Source organism: Nonomuraea sp. ZG12 (assembly GCF_052068115.1).
Classification (GTDB): domain Bacteria; phylum Actinomycetota; class Actinomycetes; order Streptosporangiales; family Streptosporangiaceae; genus Nonomuraea.
In genome coordinates this window covers 1-19,611 of record NZ_JBQHCW010000037.1, presented here as the reverse complement: position 1 = coordinate 19,611, position 19,611 = coordinate 1, and the positions used below count along the sequence as shown (strand labels likewise).

17 protein-coding genes are annotated in these 19,611 nt (G+C 69.5%); 11 read left to right on the top strand and 6 right to left on the bottom strand.

All coding sequences use genetic code 11. From position 1 onward, the window contains the following. Window positions 1-91 precede the first annotated feature (91 nt). Window positions 92-1,021, bottom strand: coding sequence for a hypothetical protein (locus ACTMTF_RS45745; protein ID WP_441116361.1), 930 nt, complete (start codon window positions 1,019-1,021; stop codon window positions 92-94). A gap of 132 nt (window positions 1,022-1,153) precedes the next feature. On the opposite strand from ACTMTF_RS45745, the gene ACTMTF_RS45740 reads away from it, so the two are divergent. Further along, a complete protein-coding gene (locus tag ACTMTF_RS45740; RefSeq protein ID WP_441116399.1) occupies window positions 1,154-1,981 on the top strand; it encodes an RNA-guided endonuclease InsQ/TnpB family protein in 828 nt (275 codons plus the stop codon). A gap of 39 nt (window positions 1,982-2,020) precedes the next feature. Here the strand turns inward: ACTMTF_RS45740 and ACTMTF_RS45735 are convergent, their stop codons facing one another. From ACTMTF_RS45735 to ACTMTF_RS45720, 4 genes are read right to left on the bottom strand one after another with little or no spacing between them, the layout of a single operon-like run. After that, window positions 2,021-3,157, bottom strand: a complete 1,137-nt coding sequence (locus ACTMTF_RS45735) for an acyl-CoA dehydrogenase family protein (RefSeq protein WP_441116360.1) — start codon at window positions 3,155-3,157, stop codon at window positions 2,021-2,023. A gap of 6 nt (window positions 3,158-3,163) precedes the next feature. Beyond that, a complete protein-coding gene (locus ACTMTF_RS45730; protein WP_441116359.1) occupies window positions 3,164-4,075 on the bottom strand; it encodes a hydroxymethylglutaryl-CoA lyase in 912 nt (303 codons plus the stop codon). After that, complete coding sequence (locus tag ACTMTF_RS45725) at window positions 4,075-6,279, bottom strand: acetyl/propionyl/methylcrotonyl-CoA carboxylase subunit alpha (protein ID WP_441116358.1); 2,205 nt, start codon at window positions 6,277-6,279, stop codon at window positions 4,075-4,077. The genes ACTMTF_RS45730 and ACTMTF_RS45725 overlap by 1 nt, the downstream gene beginning before the upstream one ends. Before the next feature lie 8 nt (window positions 6,280-6,287). Then, on the bottom strand, window positions 6,288-7,856 hold the full coding sequence (locus ACTMTF_RS45720; protein WP_441116357.1) for a carboxyl transferase domain-containing protein: 1,569 nt from the start codon (window positions 7,854-7,856) through the stop codon (window positions 6,288-6,290). A gap of 64 nt (window positions 7,857-7,920) precedes the next feature. Between ACTMTF_RS45720 and ACTMTF_RS45715 the strand changes: the two genes are divergently transcribed. From ACTMTF_RS45715 to ACTMTF_RS45695, 5 genes are all read left to right on the top strand, one after another. After that, a complete protein-coding gene (locus ACTMTF_RS45715; RefSeq protein ID WP_441116356.1) occupies window positions 7,921-8,517 on the top strand; it encodes an SACE_7040 family transcriptional regulator in 597 nt (198 codons plus the stop codon). Window positions 8,518-8,603: 86 nt separating this feature from the next. Further along, entirely contained in the window at window positions 8,604-9,128 is a 525-nt protein-coding gene (locus tag ACTMTF_RS45710; protein WP_441116355.1) for a PadR family transcriptional regulator, read from the top strand. Continuing rightward, window positions 9,129-10,106: an ATP-binding cassette domain-containing protein gene (locus ACTMTF_RS45705; protein WP_441116354.1), complete on the top strand. Its 978-nt coding sequence runs from the start codon at window positions 9,129-9,131 to the stop codon at window positions 10,104-10,106. It begins immediately after the preceding gene. Next, a complete protein-coding gene (locus tag ACTMTF_RS45700; RefSeq protein ID WP_441116353.1) occupies window positions 10,103-10,963 on the top strand; it encodes an ABC transporter permease in 861 nt (286 codons plus the stop codon). The genes ACTMTF_RS45705 and ACTMTF_RS45700 overlap by 4 nt, the downstream gene beginning before the upstream one ends. Before the next feature lie 114 nt (window positions 10,964-11,077). Continuing rightward, window positions 11,078-11,428 carry a hypothetical protein gene (locus tag ACTMTF_RS45695; protein ID WP_441116352.1) on the top strand — a complete coding sequence of 117 codons (351 nt, stop codon included), beginning with the start codon at window positions 11,078-11,080 and terminating at the stop codon, window positions 11,426-11,428. Window positions 11,429-11,480: 52 nt separating this feature from the next. Here the strand turns inward: ACTMTF_RS45695 and ACTMTF_RS45690 are convergent, their stop codons facing one another. Continuing rightward, a complete protein-coding gene (locus tag ACTMTF_RS45690; RefSeq protein ID WP_441116351.1) occupies window positions 11,481-12,827 on the bottom strand; it encodes a hypothetical protein in 1,347 nt (448 codons plus the stop codon). A 239-nt stretch (window positions 12,828-13,066) separates the two neighbouring features. Between ACTMTF_RS45690 and ACTMTF_RS45685 the strand changes: the two genes are divergently transcribed. The 5 genes from ACTMTF_RS45685 (at window position 13,067) to ACTMTF_RS45665 (ending at window position 19,258) form a co-directional block, all read left to right on the top strand. Next, on the top strand, window positions 13,067-15,247 hold the full coding sequence (locus ACTMTF_RS45685; RefSeq protein ID WP_441116350.1) for a thiamine pyrophosphate-dependent enzyme: 2,181 nt from the start codon (window positions 13,067-13,069) through the stop codon (window positions 15,245-15,247). Between the two features lie 135 nt (window positions 15,248-15,382). Then, window positions 15,383-16,435: an ABC transporter substrate-binding protein gene (locus tag ACTMTF_RS45680; protein WP_441116349.1), complete on the top strand. Its 1,053-nt coding sequence runs from the start codon at window positions 15,383-15,385 to the stop codon at window positions 16,433-16,435. Then, window positions 16,432-17,259 carry an ABC transporter permease gene (locus tag ACTMTF_RS45675; RefSeq protein WP_397002191.1) on the top strand — a complete coding sequence of 276 codons (828 nt, stop codon included), beginning with the start codon at window positions 16,432-16,434 and terminating at the stop codon, window positions 17,257-17,259. The genes ACTMTF_RS45680 and ACTMTF_RS45675 overlap by 4 nt, the downstream gene beginning before the upstream one ends. Further along, complete coding sequence (locus ACTMTF_RS45670; protein WP_441116348.1) at window positions 17,235-17,930, top strand: ABC transporter ATP-binding protein; 696 nt, start codon at window positions 17,235-17,237, stop codon at window positions 17,928-17,930. The genes ACTMTF_RS45675 and ACTMTF_RS45670 overlap by 25 nt, the downstream gene beginning before the upstream one ends. Further along, window positions 17,927-19,258 (top strand): LLM class flavin-dependent oxidoreductase, encoded by a 1,332-nt coding sequence (locus tag ACTMTF_RS45665; protein ID WP_441116347.1) that lies wholly within the window; start codon window positions 17,927-17,929, stop codon window positions 19,256-19,258. The genes ACTMTF_RS45670 and ACTMTF_RS45665 overlap by 4 nt, the downstream gene beginning before the upstream one ends. Window positions 19,259-19,611: the final 353 nt, after the last annotated feature.

Here is a 19,611-nt window from a genome sequence, read left to right as displayed (position 1 = left end):
AGCAGGCGACGGGAGGGTAGAGAGGAGCCCCTCGGTGACCGGCCTCCCGGGCCGCCGAGCCCGTGCCGCCAGGGTGTCGGCTCCGGCTGTCTCAGCCGGGCAGTTGGTCCTCAAGCCGCCGAAGCGGCGACAGCCCTTTATGGAACCGCAGAAGATACATGCTCTTCGGGTCTCGAGCATGCCATTCGAGGATGGTCCGATGAGATGTCGAATCCACTTGATGCGGTTGAACAGCGGCAGGAAGGAGGCCATTATGGCTGCATTCCTCAAGCCTGAAATCCACTATGGGAAGGTCACATATCAGCCTTCCGGTCATGCGATCGACGCCTCTGGCGGCCACGACCCCCATGACGAACATCACATAGTCGAACCGCCTCTCCCTCGTGAACGTCTCGTTCCATCTGCAGCTTATCTTCAGAGCGAACTCGCCCTGCGGCGGAAGAGACGAGCCGAAGAAGACCGCAATAGATTTATAGTGGGGAAGATCTGTGACCAGCTCCACTTTGAGATCATTCTCGGGCTGAAGCAAGTCAACGACCGTTATGTCCAGCGCCTGGGCCGACATGGGCCGATCCCCTATGAACTTCACACCTATTTTCTCGGATGGCTTAGACGTGGCATTATATCCGCGCAGCGTCCAAATGTACGTGCCATCATCGCCATGAATAGCGTACTCTTCGATGACTTGCGTATAATGATGGGAATAATCCCCCCTGGGCTCTCCGGCCAGGTATGAGATACTCGCGGACAACCCATAAGCCAAGTGAGTCAGATCCGCCGACTGCTGCGACAGCTCGGTCAATTCCGCACACTTATTCTCAAGATATTTCAGCTCTTTCTGGCCACCGTATATGCGAACCCCCATCACCCCGACGAAGACCAGGAGAACGTAGACGACAAGGGGCAACACCTGCCCCGCTATGTTCCAGATAGCCACCCCGAGCCCCAGATATCCAACTAAGGCACCTCCAAGGCCAATTATCTGAGTAAGGTCCCATCTGTCCGGTTTCATAAGCTTCATCCCCACGTATGACGAAATGCACTGCTGGAGGTCTTACCGGACACTGGCCACCTCAACATCTCCACATTACGGCCACGTCTTATATACTGCATCATGGTGTGAGATGTCTAGAAGCTTTCACATTAGGCATTAATCCCATTCACGGATGGCTCAACATCGCCCGGCGAGACGCATGGAAGTTCGTACAGATCGCAAAGAGCTCACCGAACACCTACAGCATGGATACACCTCCGGCCGCTGGCATGTCGCGTTCGCCGCGATCCCGGAACCCGTCCCCGCACCCGGTGCGGGCGAGGTGGTGGGCTGGACCGGGGCGTGACCGTGTCGGCGGCGCTGTCCACCGGCGAACTGCTCAGCGCCCCTGCGCTCCGCGACATTGAGAAGGCCCAGTTGCTGCGCCTGTCGCGCACGCTGGCGCGGGCCGAGCGTGGGTCGCACCGGCGTGGCAGGGTGAAGGTGGCCATCGCGAGGCTGAAGGCCCGGGAGAGGGATCGGCGCAAGGACTGGGTGGAGAGGACCAGCACCGATCTGGCCCGCCGCTTCGACGTGATCGCCGTCGAAGACCTCAAGATCACTAACCTGACCCGCTCGGCCAGGGGCAGCATCGACGCGCCGGGCCGCAACGTCCGGCAGAAGGCGGGCCTGAACCGGGGCATCCTCGCCAACGGGTGGGGCCGGCTCGTGGCGCGACTGGAGCACAAGGCTCCCGGCCGGGTCGTGAAGATCAACCCTGCGTACACGAGTCAGCGTTGCTCGGCGTGCGGGATCGTGGACCGGCAGGCGCGCGAGAGCCAAGCCGCCTACCGGTGCCGGTCCTGCGGATACGCTGCCAACGCCGACGTGAACGCAGCCAGAAACATCGAACACGCGGCAGGGTATGCCGTGTCCGCGCGGGGAGGCCCGCCGTTGAGCGAGCCGACGAACCGCGAACCTCAACGCGACCTCCTCCTCGTGAGGTAGCCGGCGTTGGCATCCCCTGTCTTCAGGCGGGGGAGGATGTCAAAGATCGCCGAGGCCGAGCTGGCGGGCGATGAGCATCCGCTGGACCTCGCTGGTGCCCTCGCCGATCTCCAGGATCTTGGCGTCACGGTAGAAGCGCCCGACGGGGAACTCGTTCATGAACCCGTAGCCGCCGAAGATCTGCGTGGCCTCGCGGGAGTTGTCCATGGCGGCGTTGGAGGAGACGAGCTTGGCGATCGCCGCCTCCTTCTTGAACGGCAGGCCCGCGCGCATCCTCTCCGCGGCGTGGTAGTAGGCCAGCCGCGCGGTGTGCGTACGGGCCTCCATGTCGGCGATCTTGAACTGGATGGCCTGGTAGTGGCCGATCGGGTGACCGAACGCCTTCCTGTCCCTGACGTACTTGAGGCATTCGTCCACGCAGCCCTGCGCGAGTCCGACGCCGACGGCGGCGATGGCGATGCGGCCCTCGTCGAGCGTCTGCAGGAACTGCGCGTAGCCGCGCCCGCGCTCGCCGAGCAGGTTCGCGGCGGGCACCCGGCAGTCGGCGAACGACAGCTCGCGGGTGTCGGAGGCGTTCCAGCCGACCTTGGAGTACTTCTTGGAGACGGTGAAGCCGGGCGTCCCGGCGGGCACCAGGATCGTGGAGATCTCCCGCTCGCCGGTGAGCGCGGCCACGCCGACGACGCCGGTGATGTCAGTGCCCGAGTTGGTGATGAACGCCTTGGTGCCGTTGATCACCCACTCGCCGCCGTCCAGGACGGCGGTGGTACGCATGCCGCCCGGCACGTCGGTGCCGCCGCCGGGCTCCGTCAGGCCGAAGGCGCCGAGCAGCTCGCCGGAGGCCAGCCGGGGCAGCCACCGCGCACGCTGGTCGTCGGTGCCGAACCGCAGGATCGGCATCGCGCCGAGCGACACCGCCGCCTCCAGCGTGATCGACACGCTCGAATCGACCCTGGACAGCTCCTCCAGCGCCAGGCAGAGCGCGAAGTAGTCGCCGCCCATGCCGCCGTGCTCCTCCGGGATCGGCAGCCCGAACAGCCCCATCGCGCCCATCTGACGCACGATCTCGTACGGGAACTCCTCGCGCTCGTAGAAGTCCCCGATGACCGGGGCGACCACGTCACGCGCGAACGCCTCGACGGTCTTGCGCAGCTCTTCGTGTTCAGCGGTCAGCATGAGCGGTCAGCCTTTCGAGAGGGCCTGGACGACGCGGGAGGGGCTGGGCCGGCCCAGCCGCTCGGCCAACCAGGTGCTGGTGGTGACAAGTTTGTCCAGGTCGAGCCCGGTATCGATGCCGAGCCCGCGCAGCATCCAGACGAGGTCCTCGGTGGCGAGGTTGCCGGTGGCCGACTCGGCGTAGGGGCAGCCGCCGATGCCTCCTGTGGAGGCGTCCACCGTGGTCACCCCCGCCCGCAGCGCGGCCAGCGTGTTGCCGAGCGCCTGGCCGTAGGTGTCGTGGAAGTGCACCGCCAGCCGGTCCGGTGAGCCGAACGCCTCGATCAGGGCGGTCACGTGCCCGGGGGTGCCGACGCCGATGGTGTCGCCGAGCGAGAGCTGGTAGCAGCCCAGGCCGAGCAGCCGCTCGCCGACCGCCACGACCTGCGGGATCGGCGTGTCCCCCTCCCACGGGTCGCCGAAGCACATCGACACGTACGCGCGCACCCGCATCCCGGCCTCCAGCGCCCTGGCGACCACCGGCTCGAACATCTCGAACTGGCTCTCCAGGCTCCGGTTCAGGTTCTTGGCGGCGAACGTCTCGGTGGCGCTGGCGAAGACCGCGATCTCGTCCACGCCGTGCTCCAGGGCACGTTCCAGGCCGCGCGCGTTCGGCACCAGCACGGGGTAGCGGACGCCCGGCCGGCGGTGCAACCTGGACAGCAGCTCCTCGGCGTCGGCGAGCTGAGGCACCCAGCGGGGGTGCACGAAACTGGTCGTCTCGATCACCTTGTGCCCCGCGTCGGCGAGCCGGTCGACGAACTCCGCCTTCACCTCCACGGGCACGATCGCCGCCTCGTTCTGCAGCCCGTCGCGCGGGCCCACCTCGTGGACGGTGACCTGATGCGGAAGGTCCCGCATCGGATACGACCTGCTCATCACGCCTCCTCGCTGCTCACTGTGCTCGTCACCATGGCCAGTACGGCGTCCATGTCCACGGGCTGACCCGCCTGCACGGGCAGCTCCGTGACGAGGCCGTCGCGCGGGGCGGTGACGGTGTGCTCCATCTTCATCGCCTCCACGATCAGCAGCGGCTGCCCTTCGCCGACCAGGTCGCCCACCTGGGCCTTGACGACCAGAACGGTGCCCGGCATGGGGCTCCTGACGACGCCGTCCCCACTCCCCGCCGCGCCCGGCCGGTCGCCCGGGTCGCCGATGCGGTGCCGCGTCAGCGCCCAGGTGTGACCGTCCTTACCGAGCCACAGGGTCTCGCCGTCCCGCGCCCAGGCGTACCTCTCGGTCCGGCCGCCCAGGGTGACGGCGAGCCCGCGCCCTGCCGCGCGCAAGCTCGCGGCGACCCCCCTCCCAGCCGCTGCTACCGGACGGACCTCTGGCGTGCGGACCTCTGCCGTACCGGTCTCTGGCGTACGGACCTCGGCCGACTCTCTTGGCAGGCCGCGCACCCGGACTTCGTGTACGCCGTCCCGCGACTCCAGGCGGTAGGCGGTCCAGGCCGGCGGGCCGACGCGCCAGCCGTCGGCGATGTCCCACGGGTCGCCGCCCTTGGGGGTGTCGTGGAAGACGAGCGCGGCGGTGGCCAGGACCTCATCGGGCACGGCCGTGGTGGGGAGCAGGTCGGGGAGGATGCGTTCCACCAGGCCGGTGTCCAGCTCGCCTGCCTGTACGGCCTGGTGGGTGAGCAGCGATCGCAGGAACGGGATGTTGGTGGTGACGCCGAGGATGGTCGTCTCGCCCAGGGCCCGGTCCAGGGTCCTCAGGGCGGTCGCCCGGTCGGGGGCCCAGGCGATGACCTTGGACAGCATGGGGTCGAACTCGCTCCCCACGACCCCGCCTTCGACGAGCCCGGAGTCCACCCGTACGAACGGCTGAGCCCCGTACGAAGCGCCGGCCTCCCCCGCACCCCCTCCCGCCGACGCGGCGCCGGGAGAAGCCGACCCCGGCCCCTCAGACGCCGTAGGGCCCGCGCTTGCTGGTGACGAATCCGCAGGAGCCGGACCTGTAGGTGGCGTCGGGGGGAGGGTGGCTCGGGGGGCTGGGTGGGCGGTGGAGGGGGGTTCGTGGAGGGTGAGGATGCGGCCGCCGGTGGGGAGGAAGGTTCGGGCGGGGTCTTCGGCGTAGATGCGGGCTTCGACGGCGTGGCCCGTCAGGCGTACCTCGTCCTGGGTGAAGGGGAGGGGGCGGCCGGCGGCGACGTGGAGTTGGAGGGCGACCAGGTCCAGGCCGGTGACGAGCTCGGTGACCGGGTGTTCGACCTGGAGGCGGGTGTTCATCTCCATGAAGTGGTAGGCGCCCGTGGCGCCGTCGACGATGAACTCGACCGTGCCCGCGCCGGTGTAGCCGACGGCGCGGGCCGCTTCGACGGCGGCGGAGCCCATGCGCTCGCGGGTCACGGCGTCCACGAAGGGGGACGGGGACTCCTCGATGATCTTCTGGTGCCGCCGCTGCAGGCTGCACTCGCGTTCGCCGAGGTGGACGACGCCGCCGTGGCCGTCGGCGAGGATCTGGATCTCGATGTGGCGCGGGTCGCCGATGTAGCGCTCGATCAGCAGGGTGCCGTCGCCGAAGGCGGCGGTCGCGGTGCGGCGGGCGGACTCCAGGGCGTCGGGCAGGTCGGCCGCCGAGGTGACCAGGGCCATGCCCTTGCCGCCGCCCCCGGCCGACGGTTTGATCAGCGCGGGGAAGTGCCGCCAGGTGGTGAGGTCGTCGCCGGGCTCGGCGGCGCCGGGGACGACGGGGACGCCCGCGGCCGACACCGTGGCCTTGGCGCGGATCTTGTCGCCCATGGCCTCGATGGCCCCGGCCGGTGGGCCGACGAAGACCAGGCCGGCCTCGGCGCACCGGCGAGCGAACAGGGCGTTCTCCGCCAGGAACCCGTACCCCGGATGCACGGCCCGCGCCCCGGCCGCCCCGGCCACCTCCACAATTGCCGAAATATCCAGATAATTCGTGATCTGATAGGCGAGGTCGGCCGCCACGACGTGCCGGGCCCCGGCGTCCGAGGCGGTGTGCACGGCCACCGAGGTGATGCCGAGTGTGCGCAACGTACGGATGATCCGCACCGCGATCTCGCCCCGGTTGGCGACGAGCACGCGCTCGAAGGGCGCGCTGGGTGAGTGAGCCATGTGCACCGTCACATCCGGTAGACGCCGTAGCCGATGGGGTCGAGCGGGGCGTTGGCCGCCGCGGAGAGGGCGAGGCCGAGGACCGTGCGGGTGTCGAGCGGGTCGATCACGCCGTCGTCCCAGAGCCTGGCCGTGGAGTAGTACGGGTTGCCCTGGTGCTCGTACTGGGCCCGGATCGCGTCGGCGTCCGCGTCGCCCACCGTGGTCAGGACGTTCGCCGCCTGCTCGCCGCCCATGACGGAGATGCGCGCGTTCGGCCACATCCACAGGAACCGGGGCGAGTAGGCGCGCCCGGCCATGGCGTAGTTGCCCGCCCCGAACGATCCGCCGATCATCACGGTCAGCTTGGGCACCCGCGCGCACGACACGGCGGTGACCATCTTGGCGCCGTGCTTGGCGATGCCGCCCGCCTCGTAGGCCTTGCCGACCATGAAGCCGCTGATGTTCTGCAGGAACACCAGCGGGATCCGCCGCTGGTCGCACAGCTCGATGAAGTGCGCGCCCTTCATCGCCGACTCGCTGAACAGGATGCCGTTGTTGGCGACGATCCCCACCGGGTGGCCGTGCAGCCGGGCGAAGCCGGTGACGAGCGTGGCGCCGTACTCGGCCTTGAACTCCAGGAACCGCGAGCCGTCGACCAGCCGCGCGATGACCTCGCGCACGTCGTACGGCTGCCGGGTGTCGGCGGGGACGATCCCGTAGAGGTCGCGCGGGTCGTACGCGGGCGGCTCGGGTTCGGTCGTGTCCCAGGGGCGCGCGGCGCGGGGGGCCAGCGTGGAGACGATGTCGCGGACGATGGCCAGCGCGTGCGGGTCGTCCTCGGCGAGGTGGTCGGTGACGCCGCTGACGCGCGCGTGCAGGTCGCCGCCGCCGAGCTCCTCGGCCGTGACCTCCTCGCCGGTGGCCGCCTTCACCAGCGGCGGACCGCCCAGGAAGATCGTGCCCTGATCTCGTACGATGACGGCCTCGTCGCTCATGGCGGGCACGTACGCGCCGCCGGCTGTGCAGGAGCCGAGCACGGCGGCGATCTGCGGGATGCCGCGCGCCGACATCGTGGCCTGGTTGTAGAAGATGCGGCCGAAGTGCTCGCGGTCGGGGAAGACCTCGTCCTGCCTGGGGAGGAAGGCGCCGCCGGAGTCGACGAGGTAGACGCACGGCAGGTGGTTGTGCAGCGCCACCTCCTGGGCGCGCAAATGCTTCTTGACGGTGATCGGGTAGTAGGTGCCGCCCTTGACGGTGGCGTCGTTGGCCACCACCACGCACTCGCGGCCGGAGATCCTGCCGACGCCGGTGATGATGCCGGCGGCGGGCGCCTGGTCGTCGTAGAGCCCGTTGGCGGCCAGCGGCGACAGCTCCAGGAAGCGCGAGCCGGGGTCCAGCAGGCCGTCGACGCGGTCGCGCGGCAGCAGCTTGCCGCGCTCGACGTGGCGCAGCCGCGAGCGCTCGGGGCCGCCGAGTGCGGCGGTGGCGAGGCGTTCGAGGAGGTCGGCGGCGAGCCGCTCGTTGAGCTCGGCGTTGCGCTTGAAGGCCTCGCTCGCACGGTCGGCGGCCGACTTCAGCACCGGCCAGTCGCTCATGTGTCCCCTCTCATCATGGCCACGATGTTAGCCATCATTAACGTAACCGTCTAGCATGTGAGACGTGACCACTGCCCAGGCACCTACCCGAAATCGCGGCAACAGGCGTGCGGAGATCCTGGCGGCCGCCGCGAGCCTGTTCGCCGCGCGCGGCTTCCACGGCGTCTCGATCGAGGACATCGGGGGCGCCGTCGGGATCTCGGGCCCGGCGCTCTACCGGCACTTCAGCGGCAAGGACGCGCTGCTGGCCGAGATGCTCCTGGACATCAGCTCGCGGCTGCGCGAGTCGGCGGTCGCGGTCGCCACCACGGCGCGCGGGCCGGGCGAGACGCTCGACGCGCTGCTGCACGTGCAGATCACCTTCGCGCTGGAGCAGCCGGCGCTGATCACCGTGCACGACCGGGAGCTCGGCAACGTGCCCGAGCGCGAGCGGCGGCAGATCAGGCGGCTGCAGCGCCTGTACGTCGAGGAGTGGGTGACCGTCCTGGCGGAGCTGCACCCGTCGTGCCCGCCCGCACGTCTGCGCGCGGCCACCCACGCGATCTTCGGCCTGCTCAACTCCACTCCGCACAGCGCCGGCGAACTGCCGCCGCAGGACATGCGGCCGCTCCTGCACGCCATGGCGCGGGCCGCGATCGAGGCCTCAGTTAACGCCCGCTAACATCCGGCCGATCCGCCGAAAGCGTCTTGTCGTGCCTACTATCTAGATATATCTTTCACCTATCTCGATAGGTGAGAGGTGACAGCATGCGCGACCCCCGAAGGTGGCAGGAGCCGCCGGCCCCGTTCCCGCCGATGCCTCCCATGGCCCCGGACCTGGACGGCTCGCCGAGGGTGCGGCGCGGGGACGTCCGCGCCGCCCTGCTGAGCCTGCTCGGCGAGGGGCCCAGGAACGGCTATCAGATGATCCAGGACATCGAGGTCCGCAGCCGCGGCGTCTGGCGCCCCAGCCCCGGTTCGGTCTACCCCGCGCTCCAGCAGCTCGAGGACGAGGGCCTGGTCCTCTGCGACGACGGCGGCGGCAGCCGCACCTACCGGCTGACCGAGCGGGGCGCCGAGGAGGCCGCCCGCCACCTCGGCCGCGAGGCGCCCTGGGACGAGGTGGCCCGCACCGTGCCGGAGGACCGCCATGAGCTGCGCCTGCTGTGGGCGCAACTGGGCGAGGCCTTCGTGCACCTGGCCCGGACGGCCAACGACCAGCAGGTCGCCGAGGCCAAGAAACTGCTCACGCAGACCCGGAAGTCCGTGTTCCAGATTCTGGCGGAGGATTGAATGAGCACCGAAACGGCTGTGGCCGTCGACAGGTTACGCAAGACGTACGGGAAGATCGAGGCCGTCAAGGGCGTGAACCTTGAGGTGGCGCCGGGAGAGGTGTTCGGCTTCCTCGGGCCGAACGGCGCGGGCAAGACCACCACCATCAGCATGCTCTGCACGCTGGTGAACCCGACCGGCGGCACCGCCACGGTCGCCGGGCACGACGTGGTCAAGGAGCGCGACGAGGTCCGCCGCAACATCGGTCTGGTCTTCCAGGACCCGACGCTCGACGGCTACCTCAGCGCCGAGCAGAACCTGCGCTTCCACGCCGAGCTGTACGGCGTGCCCAAGGCCATCGTCGGCGACCGGATCCGGCAGGTCATGGAGATGGTCGCGCTCTGGGACCGCAAGGACGCCAAGGTGATGACGTTCTCCGGCGGCATGAAGCGGCGGCTGGAGATCGCCCGCGGTCTGCTGCACTCGCCCCGGGTGCTGTTCCTGGACGAGCCGACCGTCGGGCTCGACCCGCAGACCCGCGCGGCCATCTGGGGCTACATCAACCAGCTCCGGATCAGCGAGGACATCACCATCTTCATGACCACCCACTACATGGACGAGGCCGAGTACTGCGACCGGATCGCGATCATCGACCACGGCGAGGTGGTGGTCATCGACTCCCCCGAGAAGCTCAAGGCCAGCGTCGGCAAGGACCGGGTGCAGATCCACACCCGTGACGACGAGGCCGCGATCACGGCGCTGCGCGACCGGTTCGGTCTGGAGGCCGCCGTGCACGAAGGCGCCGTGACCTTCGCGGTGGCCTCGGGCGAGGAGTTCGTGCCACGGCTGTTCGCCGAGCTCGGCATGCCCATCACCGCGGTGAGCGTGTCACGTCCCTCGCTGGACGACGTGTTCATGTCCTACACCGGTTCCACGATCCGCGACGCCGAGGCCGGCGACGACAGCATGGCGTGGATGCGCACGATGGCGAGGCGATGACCATGACCACGGAGGCGATCAGGGTGCGGGTGCCCGCCCGCAGCGCCGGTCACGACCTGCGCGCGGTCAAGGTGGTGCTGCACCGGGAGATGCTGCGCTTCCTCAGCGACCGCACCCGCATGATGTCGATGCTGCTGCAGCCGGTGCTCTGGCTGTTCGTCATGGGCACCGGGCTGGGCTCGCTGGTGCAGGGGTCGATCCCGGGGGTGGACTTCCGTACGTTCATGTACCCCGGCATGATCTCGATGACGGTGATCATGACGGGGATGTTCTCCGCCGGGTCGATCGTGTGGGACCGCGAGTTCGGCTTCCTGCGCGAGATGCTCGTGGCGCCGGTCTCGCGCGCCGCGATCGTGGTGGGCAAGTGCCTCGGCGGCGCGATCGTCGCCACCGGGCAGGGCGTCATCATCCTCGCCATGGCCGGGCTGGTGGGCGTCCCCTACTCCCCCGTCCTGATGCTCACGCTGCTGGGCGAGATGTTCCTGGCGGCGTTCACGATCACCGCCTTCGGCGTGATGCTCGCGGCCCGGATGAAGAACATGCAGACCTTCTTCGGGCTGATGCAGATGGCGATCATGCCGATGATGTTCCTGTCGGGGGCGATGTTCCCGCTGGCCAACCTGCCGTCGTGGCTGCACGTGCTGACCGTCGTCAACCCGATGACGTACGCGGTGGACCCGATGCGGCAGGCGGTCTTCGCGACCCTGGACGTGCCGCCGGCGGTGAACGCGACGCTCAACCCGGGGGTGCAGTGGTTCGGCTGGCAGGTGCCGATTCCGGTGGAGCTCGGGCTGGTCGCGGCGCTGGGAGCGGTGCTGCTGGGCGTGGGGATCGCCCAGTTCAGACGCGCCGACTAGACCCTCCTGGTTGGAGCGCCAACAAAGGTCTCGTGTTCGAATGCGGCAAGGTCTTCACGGAAGGTAACTTTCCCGATGCATGGCGGCATCACCTCTCCTGGAAAGGAACCCCCCGTGTTCGGTCTACAAGCTCAAGTGAGCGACCATGAGGTCAGGCTCGCCGCTCTTGAGTCTCGTACAGTAAGCGGCGTGCCTGATACGACAATCGCAGCACGTTTCACCACTCTTCACGAGCGGGTGGACGCGGTCGCCAACAACCTCCTTGACAAGATCGATGCGCGATTCAACCAGCTCAGCGCTCAGACCGATGCGCGGTTCGAGCAGGTAGACCAGCGACTTGCGCAGATGGACCAGCGGTTCACCCAGATGGACCAGCGGTTCACGCAGGTGGATGGCCAGCTCGGCGAGATCAAGAGCATGCTGCTGAGTCTTGGAGCGACGGCGCCCGCCGATCGGGTCAACTAGACGTGACGGAGGCCCGGGACAGTTTCGTCCCGGGCCTCCTCGGTTTACGGGATCAGCGGCTCACGCGGACGTAGTCCGAGCGGCTGGTGTCCCCGTTGGTGTCCTCGTCGCCGCCGTAGACGAACCTCCACCTGCCGGAGTCCCAGGCCCTGACCGTGGTGAAGAGCCTGCCGCTCTCGCCGGACCAGGTGGACTTGACGTACCGGTAGGTGTCGGAGCCGTTGGCCTTGAAGTACAGCCGGACCTTGCCCCGCTGGCCGTCCCAGTCGCCGTCGTCGTCGACCTGCAGCGCCGCCCAGATCCGCAGGCGGTCACCCCGCTCGACCGGCTCCGGGGAGGCGTTGAAGCCGATGATCCGGCTGTCCGACTTCTCCGGCGGTTCGGTGACCCGGACCCAGTTGGGGCGGCTCACCGAGCCGTCGACGCCGCGGGCGCCGCGGAAGTCGGCCCGCCACCAGCCGGACTCCTCGGCCGTGGTGGAGACCCAGAAGCGACCGTGCCGGTTGGTCACGTCATTGGTGACGTACTGCCAGTGCCGTGAGCCGTGCGCCTTGAACCGGATGGTGACGCGCTGACCGGGCAGGGCGCGGTCGTCGGTGCTCAGGGTGCCGGTGAAGCTGAGCCTGTCGCCCTTGGTGACGGGCTCAGGGCGAGCGTCGAAGCCGGTGATGCGGCTGTCCCGGTCCCGGGCCCTGACGCTGACCCGGTCGGTGTCGCTGACCGAGCCGCCGGCCGCGGAGGTGGCGGCGAACTCGGCCCGCCACCATCCGGTGCTCTCGGCGTGCACCCTGGCGGCGAACCAGCCGTTGCGGCCGGAGGTCACGTCGGTGACGTGCCGGTAGGCGTCGGTGCCCCGGTCGCGGAAGGTGATGGTGACCTTCTGCCCGCTGTAACCCTTGTCGTCGAGTTCGAGCCGGCCGGAGACCCGGATGCCGTCTCCCGCGTCGACGCGGTCGGGGTTGGCGTCGAACTCGACGATCTTGGTGGTGGGGAGCTCCTTCTTGACCTCGAAGGTGCCCTTGGTGGAGGCCTCGCCGTCGCCCTTGGCGATGGCGAGGAAGTTCCAGGTGCCGGCCGCACCGGCGTCGAGGGACTTGGTGGCGGTGAACCGGGTCCAGTCGCCTCGCTTCGCCCCGGCGGCGACGTTCACCGGAGTGAAGACGCCCGTCTGGCCGGGCGCCTTGAGCTGGAACTCTGCGCTGGTCGCGTCCTTGGCGAAGAACGTGAACGTCGCCGTGACGGCCTTGCCGGAGACGACGATCGGCGATGCCGGGCTCATCCGGACCTTGGAGATCTCCGGTGCCGCGACCTGGACTTCCGCCGACGCGGGCGGCGTCAGGGCCAGGGCCCCGGCGCCCATCGCGAGCGCGACGGTGACTACACGGATGCGTTGTAACATACGGGTTTCCTTTCTGGACACCCCAGTGGTTTCAACGCGGCATTGAGGGTGCCACGTGTTTCGTCCCAGTAGACGCCGCACCAAGGTCCAAAGTTCTCAATTCTGACAATCTGTCAAAGAGTTTGGTCAAAAGGACCGGTCCAGAACATCTCCCCGCCGACTGGCAGACGGGAGAGCCGACTGCAGACATAATCGGCACTGTGGCGCGCGACACAGTTGAGACTCATTTCGTTCAAGCGGTGGCCGCTCTTGAGACGGGCGCGGTTCGAGATCCCGAGGGTCCCGTCCGCGAGGGGACCACTCTCACCGGCGAGCAGTGCCGTACGCTCTACCAGCGTCAGCTCGACAGCCGGCTGCTCGACATCGCCGCCCGGTGGCTGCGTGAGCAGGATCTGGGCTTCTACACGATCGGCTCGGCCGGGCACGAGGGCAACGCGGCCGTCGCCGCCGCGCTGCGGCCCGACGACCCGGCCCTGCTCCACTACCGCTCGGGCGCCTTCTACCTGACCCGGTCTGAGCAGGCGGGACGGCTGGCCGAGCAGGGCATCCGCGACGTCCTGCTGGGCCTGACCGCCTCGGCGGAGGAGCCCATCGCGGGCGGGCGGCACAAGGTGTTCGGCCATCCCGACTTGGCGGTCATCCCGCAGACCTCCACGATCGCCAGCCACCTGCCGCGGGCCGTCGGGGTGGCCTTCGCCATCGAACGGGCCCGCGCGCTCGACACCGCGGCGGCCTGGCCGGACGACGCGATCACGGTCTGCAGTTTCGGTGACGCCTCGATCAACCACGCCTCGGCGCTGACGGGCTTCAACACCGCCGCCTACGCCACCCACCAGGGGCAGCCACTGCCGATCCTGTTCGTGTGCGAGGACAACGGCATCGGCATCAGCGTCCGCACGCCCAGGGGCTGGGTGGAAGCGGCCGCCCGCCGGCCCGGCATCGAATACTTCTCCGCCGACGGCTGCGAGCTGGCCGACGTCTACGACACGGCCCTGCGCGCCGTCGCGTACGTGCGCACCAGCCGCTCCCCCGCGTTCCTGCACCTGTCCACCGTGCGGCTGATGGGTCACGCCGGCTCCGACGTCGAGGCGGCCTATCGCACCCAGCGGGAGATCCGCGCCGACCTGGCGCGCGACCCGCTGCTGGGGTCCGCCCGGCTGCTGGTGGAGGCCGGGCTGAGCACGCCGGAAGAGCTGCTCAAGCGGTACGAACTGTCGCGCGAACACGTACTGCGCATCGCGCTGGAGACCACCCGCACTCCGCGTCTGGCCTCCGCCAAGGAGGTCATGGAGCCGATCGCGCCACGCCGTACCGACCTGATCGCCAAGATCAGCCCGGTCGCGGCGGAGAGCGCCATCAGGACGAAGGCGTTCGCGGGCACGCTGCCCGAGACGGAAGAGCCGATGACGCTCGCCCAGTCGATCAACCGCACGCTCGCCGACGCGCTGGCCGTCTACCCAGAGATGATGGTCTTCGGCGAGGACGTCGCCAAGAAGGGCGGCGTCTACGGCGTCACCCGGGGCTTGCAGAAGCGGTTCGGCGGGGGCCGGGTCTTCGACACGCTCCTCGACGAGCAGTCCATCCTCGGGCTGGCGCTCGGCGCGGGGGTGTCGAAGCTGCTGCCGGTGCCGGAGATCCAGTATCTGGCCTACCTGCACAACGCGCTGGACCAGATCCGCGGCGAGGCGGCCACGCTGAGGTTCTTCTCCCAGGGCGCCTTCCCCAACCCGCTGGTGGTGCGGGTGGCGGGCCTGGCCTACCAGAAGGGGTTCGGCGGCCACTTCCACAACGACAACGCCGTCGGCGCGCTGCGTGACATCCCGGGGCTGGTCGTCGCCGCGCCGTCACGCCCGGACGACGCCTCGGCCATGCTCCGCACCTGCCTGGCGGCGGCCCGTACCGAGGGCTCGGTCTGCGTGTTCCTGGAGCCGATCGCGCTGTACCACACCAAGGACCTGTTCGACTCGGGCGACGGCGGCTGGCTGGCCCCGTACGCGCCGCCCGCGCGCTGGCCGGAGACGCACGTCCCGATCGGCCGCGCCCGCTCCTACGGCGACGGGCGCGACCTGACGATCGTGACGTTCGGCAACGGGCTGCGGATGAGCCTGCGCGCGGCCGTCCGGCTCACCCAGGAGGGGGTCAGCTGCCGGGTGCTCGACCTGCGCTGGCTGGCGCCGCTGCCGGTGGATGACCTGGTACGGGCGGCGGAGCTGACGGGCAAGGTGCTGATCGCCGACGAGACCCGGCACAACGGCGGCGTCTCCGAAGGCGTCATCGCCGAGCTCGTCGACGCGGGGTTCCAGGGCAAGATCGCCCGCGTCACCTCGGCCGACAGCTTCATCCCGCTCGGCGCCGCGGCGAACCATGTGCTGCTGTCGGAGGAAGAGATCGAGGAGGCGGCCCGCAAGCTGCTGAGCTGACCGGCCCGGCGGCTGGTCCGTCATCTCAGCGAGGCTATTACCTAGAAAACAGGTAGGAAATATTGCTTTAGCTTCACCAGCATGCCTATCGTGAGTGCGGGGTTGATCTCGTCGCTCGTCGAAGGGTCATGTCGGATGCCTGTCTCGCTGTTACGACCAGCACTCGCTGTACTCCTGCTCGCCTGCCTGGCCGCGTGCGCCGGAGGTGAAGGGCGGGACGCGGGCGAGCCGGTGCTCGCGGCGGACGCGGCGCTGCCCGCCTCCGTCCCCCGGGGCACCAAACTGATCATCGGTGATCCGCCGACGAAGGTGGCGCTCGAACTCTCCGGTGAGATCGACACGTTCTCGTTCGACATCGAGTGGGCCAACATCAGCGGCGGCCCGCTGACCACCGAGGCGTTCAGAGCCGACGCGCTGGACGTCGGCGCCGTCGCCGACATCCCGCCGCTGCACGCGACCTGGACCGGCCTGCCCGTGAAGATCGTCGCCGCCCGGTTCCGCAAGGACCCGCTCGACCATCCGACCTACGAGCTGGGCATCGCGCCGGGCGTGACCGTCAGGACCCTCGCCGACCTGCGGGGCAAGCGGATCGCCTACAGCCCCGGCCAGGCGCAGGGCGCGCTGGTGCTCCGGGTGCTCACCCGGGCCGGGCTCACCAAGGACGACGTCACTCTGGTGGAGCTGCCGAGCACCGGCGACGTCTACCCGAACGCGCTGGCGTCAAAGCAGGTGGACGTGGCGCCGATCGGGGGCGTCAACATCAAGCGGTACGTCTCCAAGTTCGGCCGGGACGGCGCCACGACCCTCCGCCACGGCCTGCGTGACGATCCGGCCCATCTGTACGTGCGGACCGTCACGCTCCAGGATCCCGCCAAGGCCGCCGCGATCCGCGAGTTCGTCGCGGCCTGGGCGCGGGCCTCCGCCTGGGTCTACGAGCATCCGGAGGAGTGGATCGAGGGCTACTACGTCAAGGACCAGGGCCTGTCCGCCGAGGACGGCCGCTACCTGGTCGACCTGGCGGGCGAGCCGGATATCCCCGCCGACTGGTCCCAGGTCATCGCCAGGCACCAGGAGACCATCGACATCCTCGCCAAGGAGACCGGCAACGAGGCCGTCAAGGCCGTGGACCTTTACGAACTGCGCTACCGGACGGTCGGCGCGGACGCGATCAAGGAGGGTACGTCATGACGCTCGTCACCGCTCGCCCCGTGGCGCCCGCACGGGCGCGGAGCCGCCGCCGTCGCCTGCGGCCGCGCCGCCCGATCAGGGGCGGCTTCCTGGTGGGGCCGGTCCTGCTGCTCGCCTTCTGGGCCGGGGCCTCGGCCTCGGGACTGCTGGACCCCCGGTTCCTGTCGCCGCCGTGGACCGTGGTCACCACCGCGGGCGAGCTGGTGGCGAGCGGCCGGCTGCAGGAGCACCTGCTGGCGTCGGTCCAGCGCGTCGGGCTGGGGCTGGCCATCGGCGTCCCGCTCGGCACGCTGCTCGCGCTGGTGTCCGGGCTGAGCCGCTGGGGTGAGGCCGTGATCGACGGGCCGATCCAGATCAAGCGGGCCATCCCGGCGCTCGCGATGATGCCGCTGCTGATCCTGTGGCTGGGCATCGGCGAGGTGATGAAGGTGACCGTCATCATCCTCGGCGTGCTGGTGCCGATCTACATCCACACGCACAACGGGCTGCGCGGCATCGAGAGCCGCTACGTCGAGCTGGCCGAGACCGTGGATCTGCGCCGTGGGGCGTTCGTCCGCAAGGTGGTCCTGCCCGGCGCGCTGCCGGGGTTCCTGCTCGGCATGCGGTTCGCCGTCATGACCGCCTGGCTGTACCTGGTGGTGGCCGAGCTGATCAACTCCACCACCGGCATCGGCTACATGATGGACCTGGCGCGGACGTACGGGCAGACTGACGTGATCTTGGTGGGCATCGTCCTGTACGGCCTGCTCGGCCTCTTCTCCGACGCCGCCGTCCGGCTGGTGGAGAGGAGGGCGCTGTCATGGCGACGGACGTTGGCGAGCTGACCCGCGTACAGGGACTGACGCGCCGCTACGGCGACCGCCTCATCCTGGACCACCTCGATCTGGAGATCGCGCCGGGCGAGTTCGTGGCGCTGCTCGGCCGGAGCGGATCGGGCAAGAGCACTCTGCTGCGCGCCCTGGCCGGGCTGGACGACGACGTGGCCGGGGACGGGCTGGTGGAGGTGCCCGCGCAGGTGTCGGTCGTCTTCCAGGACGCCCGCCTGCTGCCCTGGCAGCGGGTGCTCGGCAACGTCATCCTCGGCCTGGACGCGGGCGCCCGGCGAGGCCGGGAGAGCCTGGCGGAGGTCGGCCTCGCCGGGCGCGAGCGGGCCTGGCCGAGCGAGCTGTCCGGCGGCGAGCAGCAGCGGGTGGCGCTGGCCCGATCCCTGGTACGCGAGCCGCGGCTGCTGCTCGCCGACGAGCCCTTCGGCGCGCTCGACGCGCTGACCAGGATCAAGATGCACGGGCTGCTGCGCCGCCTGGTCGAGCGGCATCGCCCCGCCGTGCTGCTGGTCACTCACGACGTGGACGAGGCGATCGCCTTGGCGGACCGCGTCCTGGTGCTGGACTCCGGCCGGATCGCCGCCGAGCGGCGGCTCGGGCCGGGCACGAGCACCACCGACATCAGTACCGATTTGCTGCTGGCCCTCGGCGTGACAGGAGAAGGCGCGTGACACAGCTCCATCTGAACCTTTTCATCTACCCGGCCGGGCACCACGAGGCCGCCTGGCGCTATCACGGAGCCGAGCCGCACCGGGTGCTCGACATCACCTACTACCAGGAGCTCGCCCGGCGGGCCGAGGCGGCCACGTTCGACGCGGTCTTCTTCGCCGACGGGCCCTCGCTGCCGGACAACGTCCGGTACGCCAGCCGCTTCCGGCTGGAACCGTTCACCTGGCTGTCCGCCATCGCGGCGGCCACCAGCCACATCGGGCTGATCGCCACCGCCTCCACCACCTACCTGGAGCCGTACAACCTTGCCAGGCTGTTCGCCTCGCTCGACCACCTCAGCCGGGGCCGGGCCGGCTGGAACATCGTGACCACCGGCTCGCCGCAGGCGGCCCAGAACTTCGGGCTCGACGAGCATCCTGCGCACGCCTCGCGGTACGCCAGGGCGGACGAGTTCGTCGAGGTGGTGACGGCGTTGTGGGACAGCTGGGAGGACGACGCGCTGGTCATCGACCAGGAATCCGGCATCTTCGCCGATGATACGAAAATTCATCCGATCGACCATTCCGGGGAACGGCTGCACGTCCGGGGCCCGCTGAACACGCCGCGCATCCCGCAGGGCAGGCCCGTGTACGTGCAGGCGGGCTCGTCGGAGGACGGCAAGGCCTTCGCCGCCCGCCACGCCGAAGCGATCTTCACGGCGCACCAGACGCTGGCCAACGCCCGCGACTTCTACGCCGACGTGAAGTCCAGGGTCAAGGCGGCCGGCCGCGATCCCGGCCTGGTCAAGGTGCTGCCGGGGATCAGCCCGTTCATCGCCTCCACCGAGGCCGAGGCCCTGGCGCTGCGGGAGGAGTTCAACGAGCTGACCCAGCCCGAGTACTCCATCCAGCAGCTCCGCCAGTTCCTCGGCATCGACCTGTCCGGGTACGACCTGGACGGGCCGGTCCCCCGGGAGGAGCTGCCCACGCACGAGCAGCGCGGGTACGGCAGCCGCTTCCAGGTGGTGGTGGACATCATCGACAGGGAGCAGCCGACGATCCGGCAGCTCCTGCACCAGCTGGCCGGAGCGCGCGGGCACTGGGTGACCGCCGGGACGCCCGAGCAGATCGCCGACCGCATGCAGGAGTGGTTCGAGGGCGGGGCGGCCGACGGCTTCAACGTGATGCCGCCGTACCTGAACGGCGGCTTCGACCTGTTCGCCGACGAGGTGGTGCCCATCCTGCGGCGCCGCGGCCTGTTCCGGACGGAGTACGACGGCTCGACCCTGCGCTCGCATTACGGGCTGCCCCGCCCTGCCAGCCAGTACGCCTCACGAGCCGTGGACGCTTGACCTGCCTTCGGCCGGCCGCGCCGAAGAGCTCCCACTGGGCGCAGCCGCCTGCCCGACGGGCCTTGTGACGGGCCGACCGGTGTATCGTTCGCCCCCTGTGGGGCGGGGTTGTCTGACAGACGTCGCGTGGGCCCGACTGGAGCCGCACCTGCCCGAGCACGAAGGAGAGCGCGTCGGGTGAGCAACGTACTGACCATGAGATCCTCCCGGAGGAGCGTCCGCGGCGGCGCTCCGGCGCCGGTCATGGGCATGGTCGACTTCTCCGACGGATCGGGGCCGGCCCGGGTGGTCGCGTACGTGGAGCGCGAGCTGCCGCCGGGCGGCATACCCGCCTACCTCGCGGCCCGCAGCAG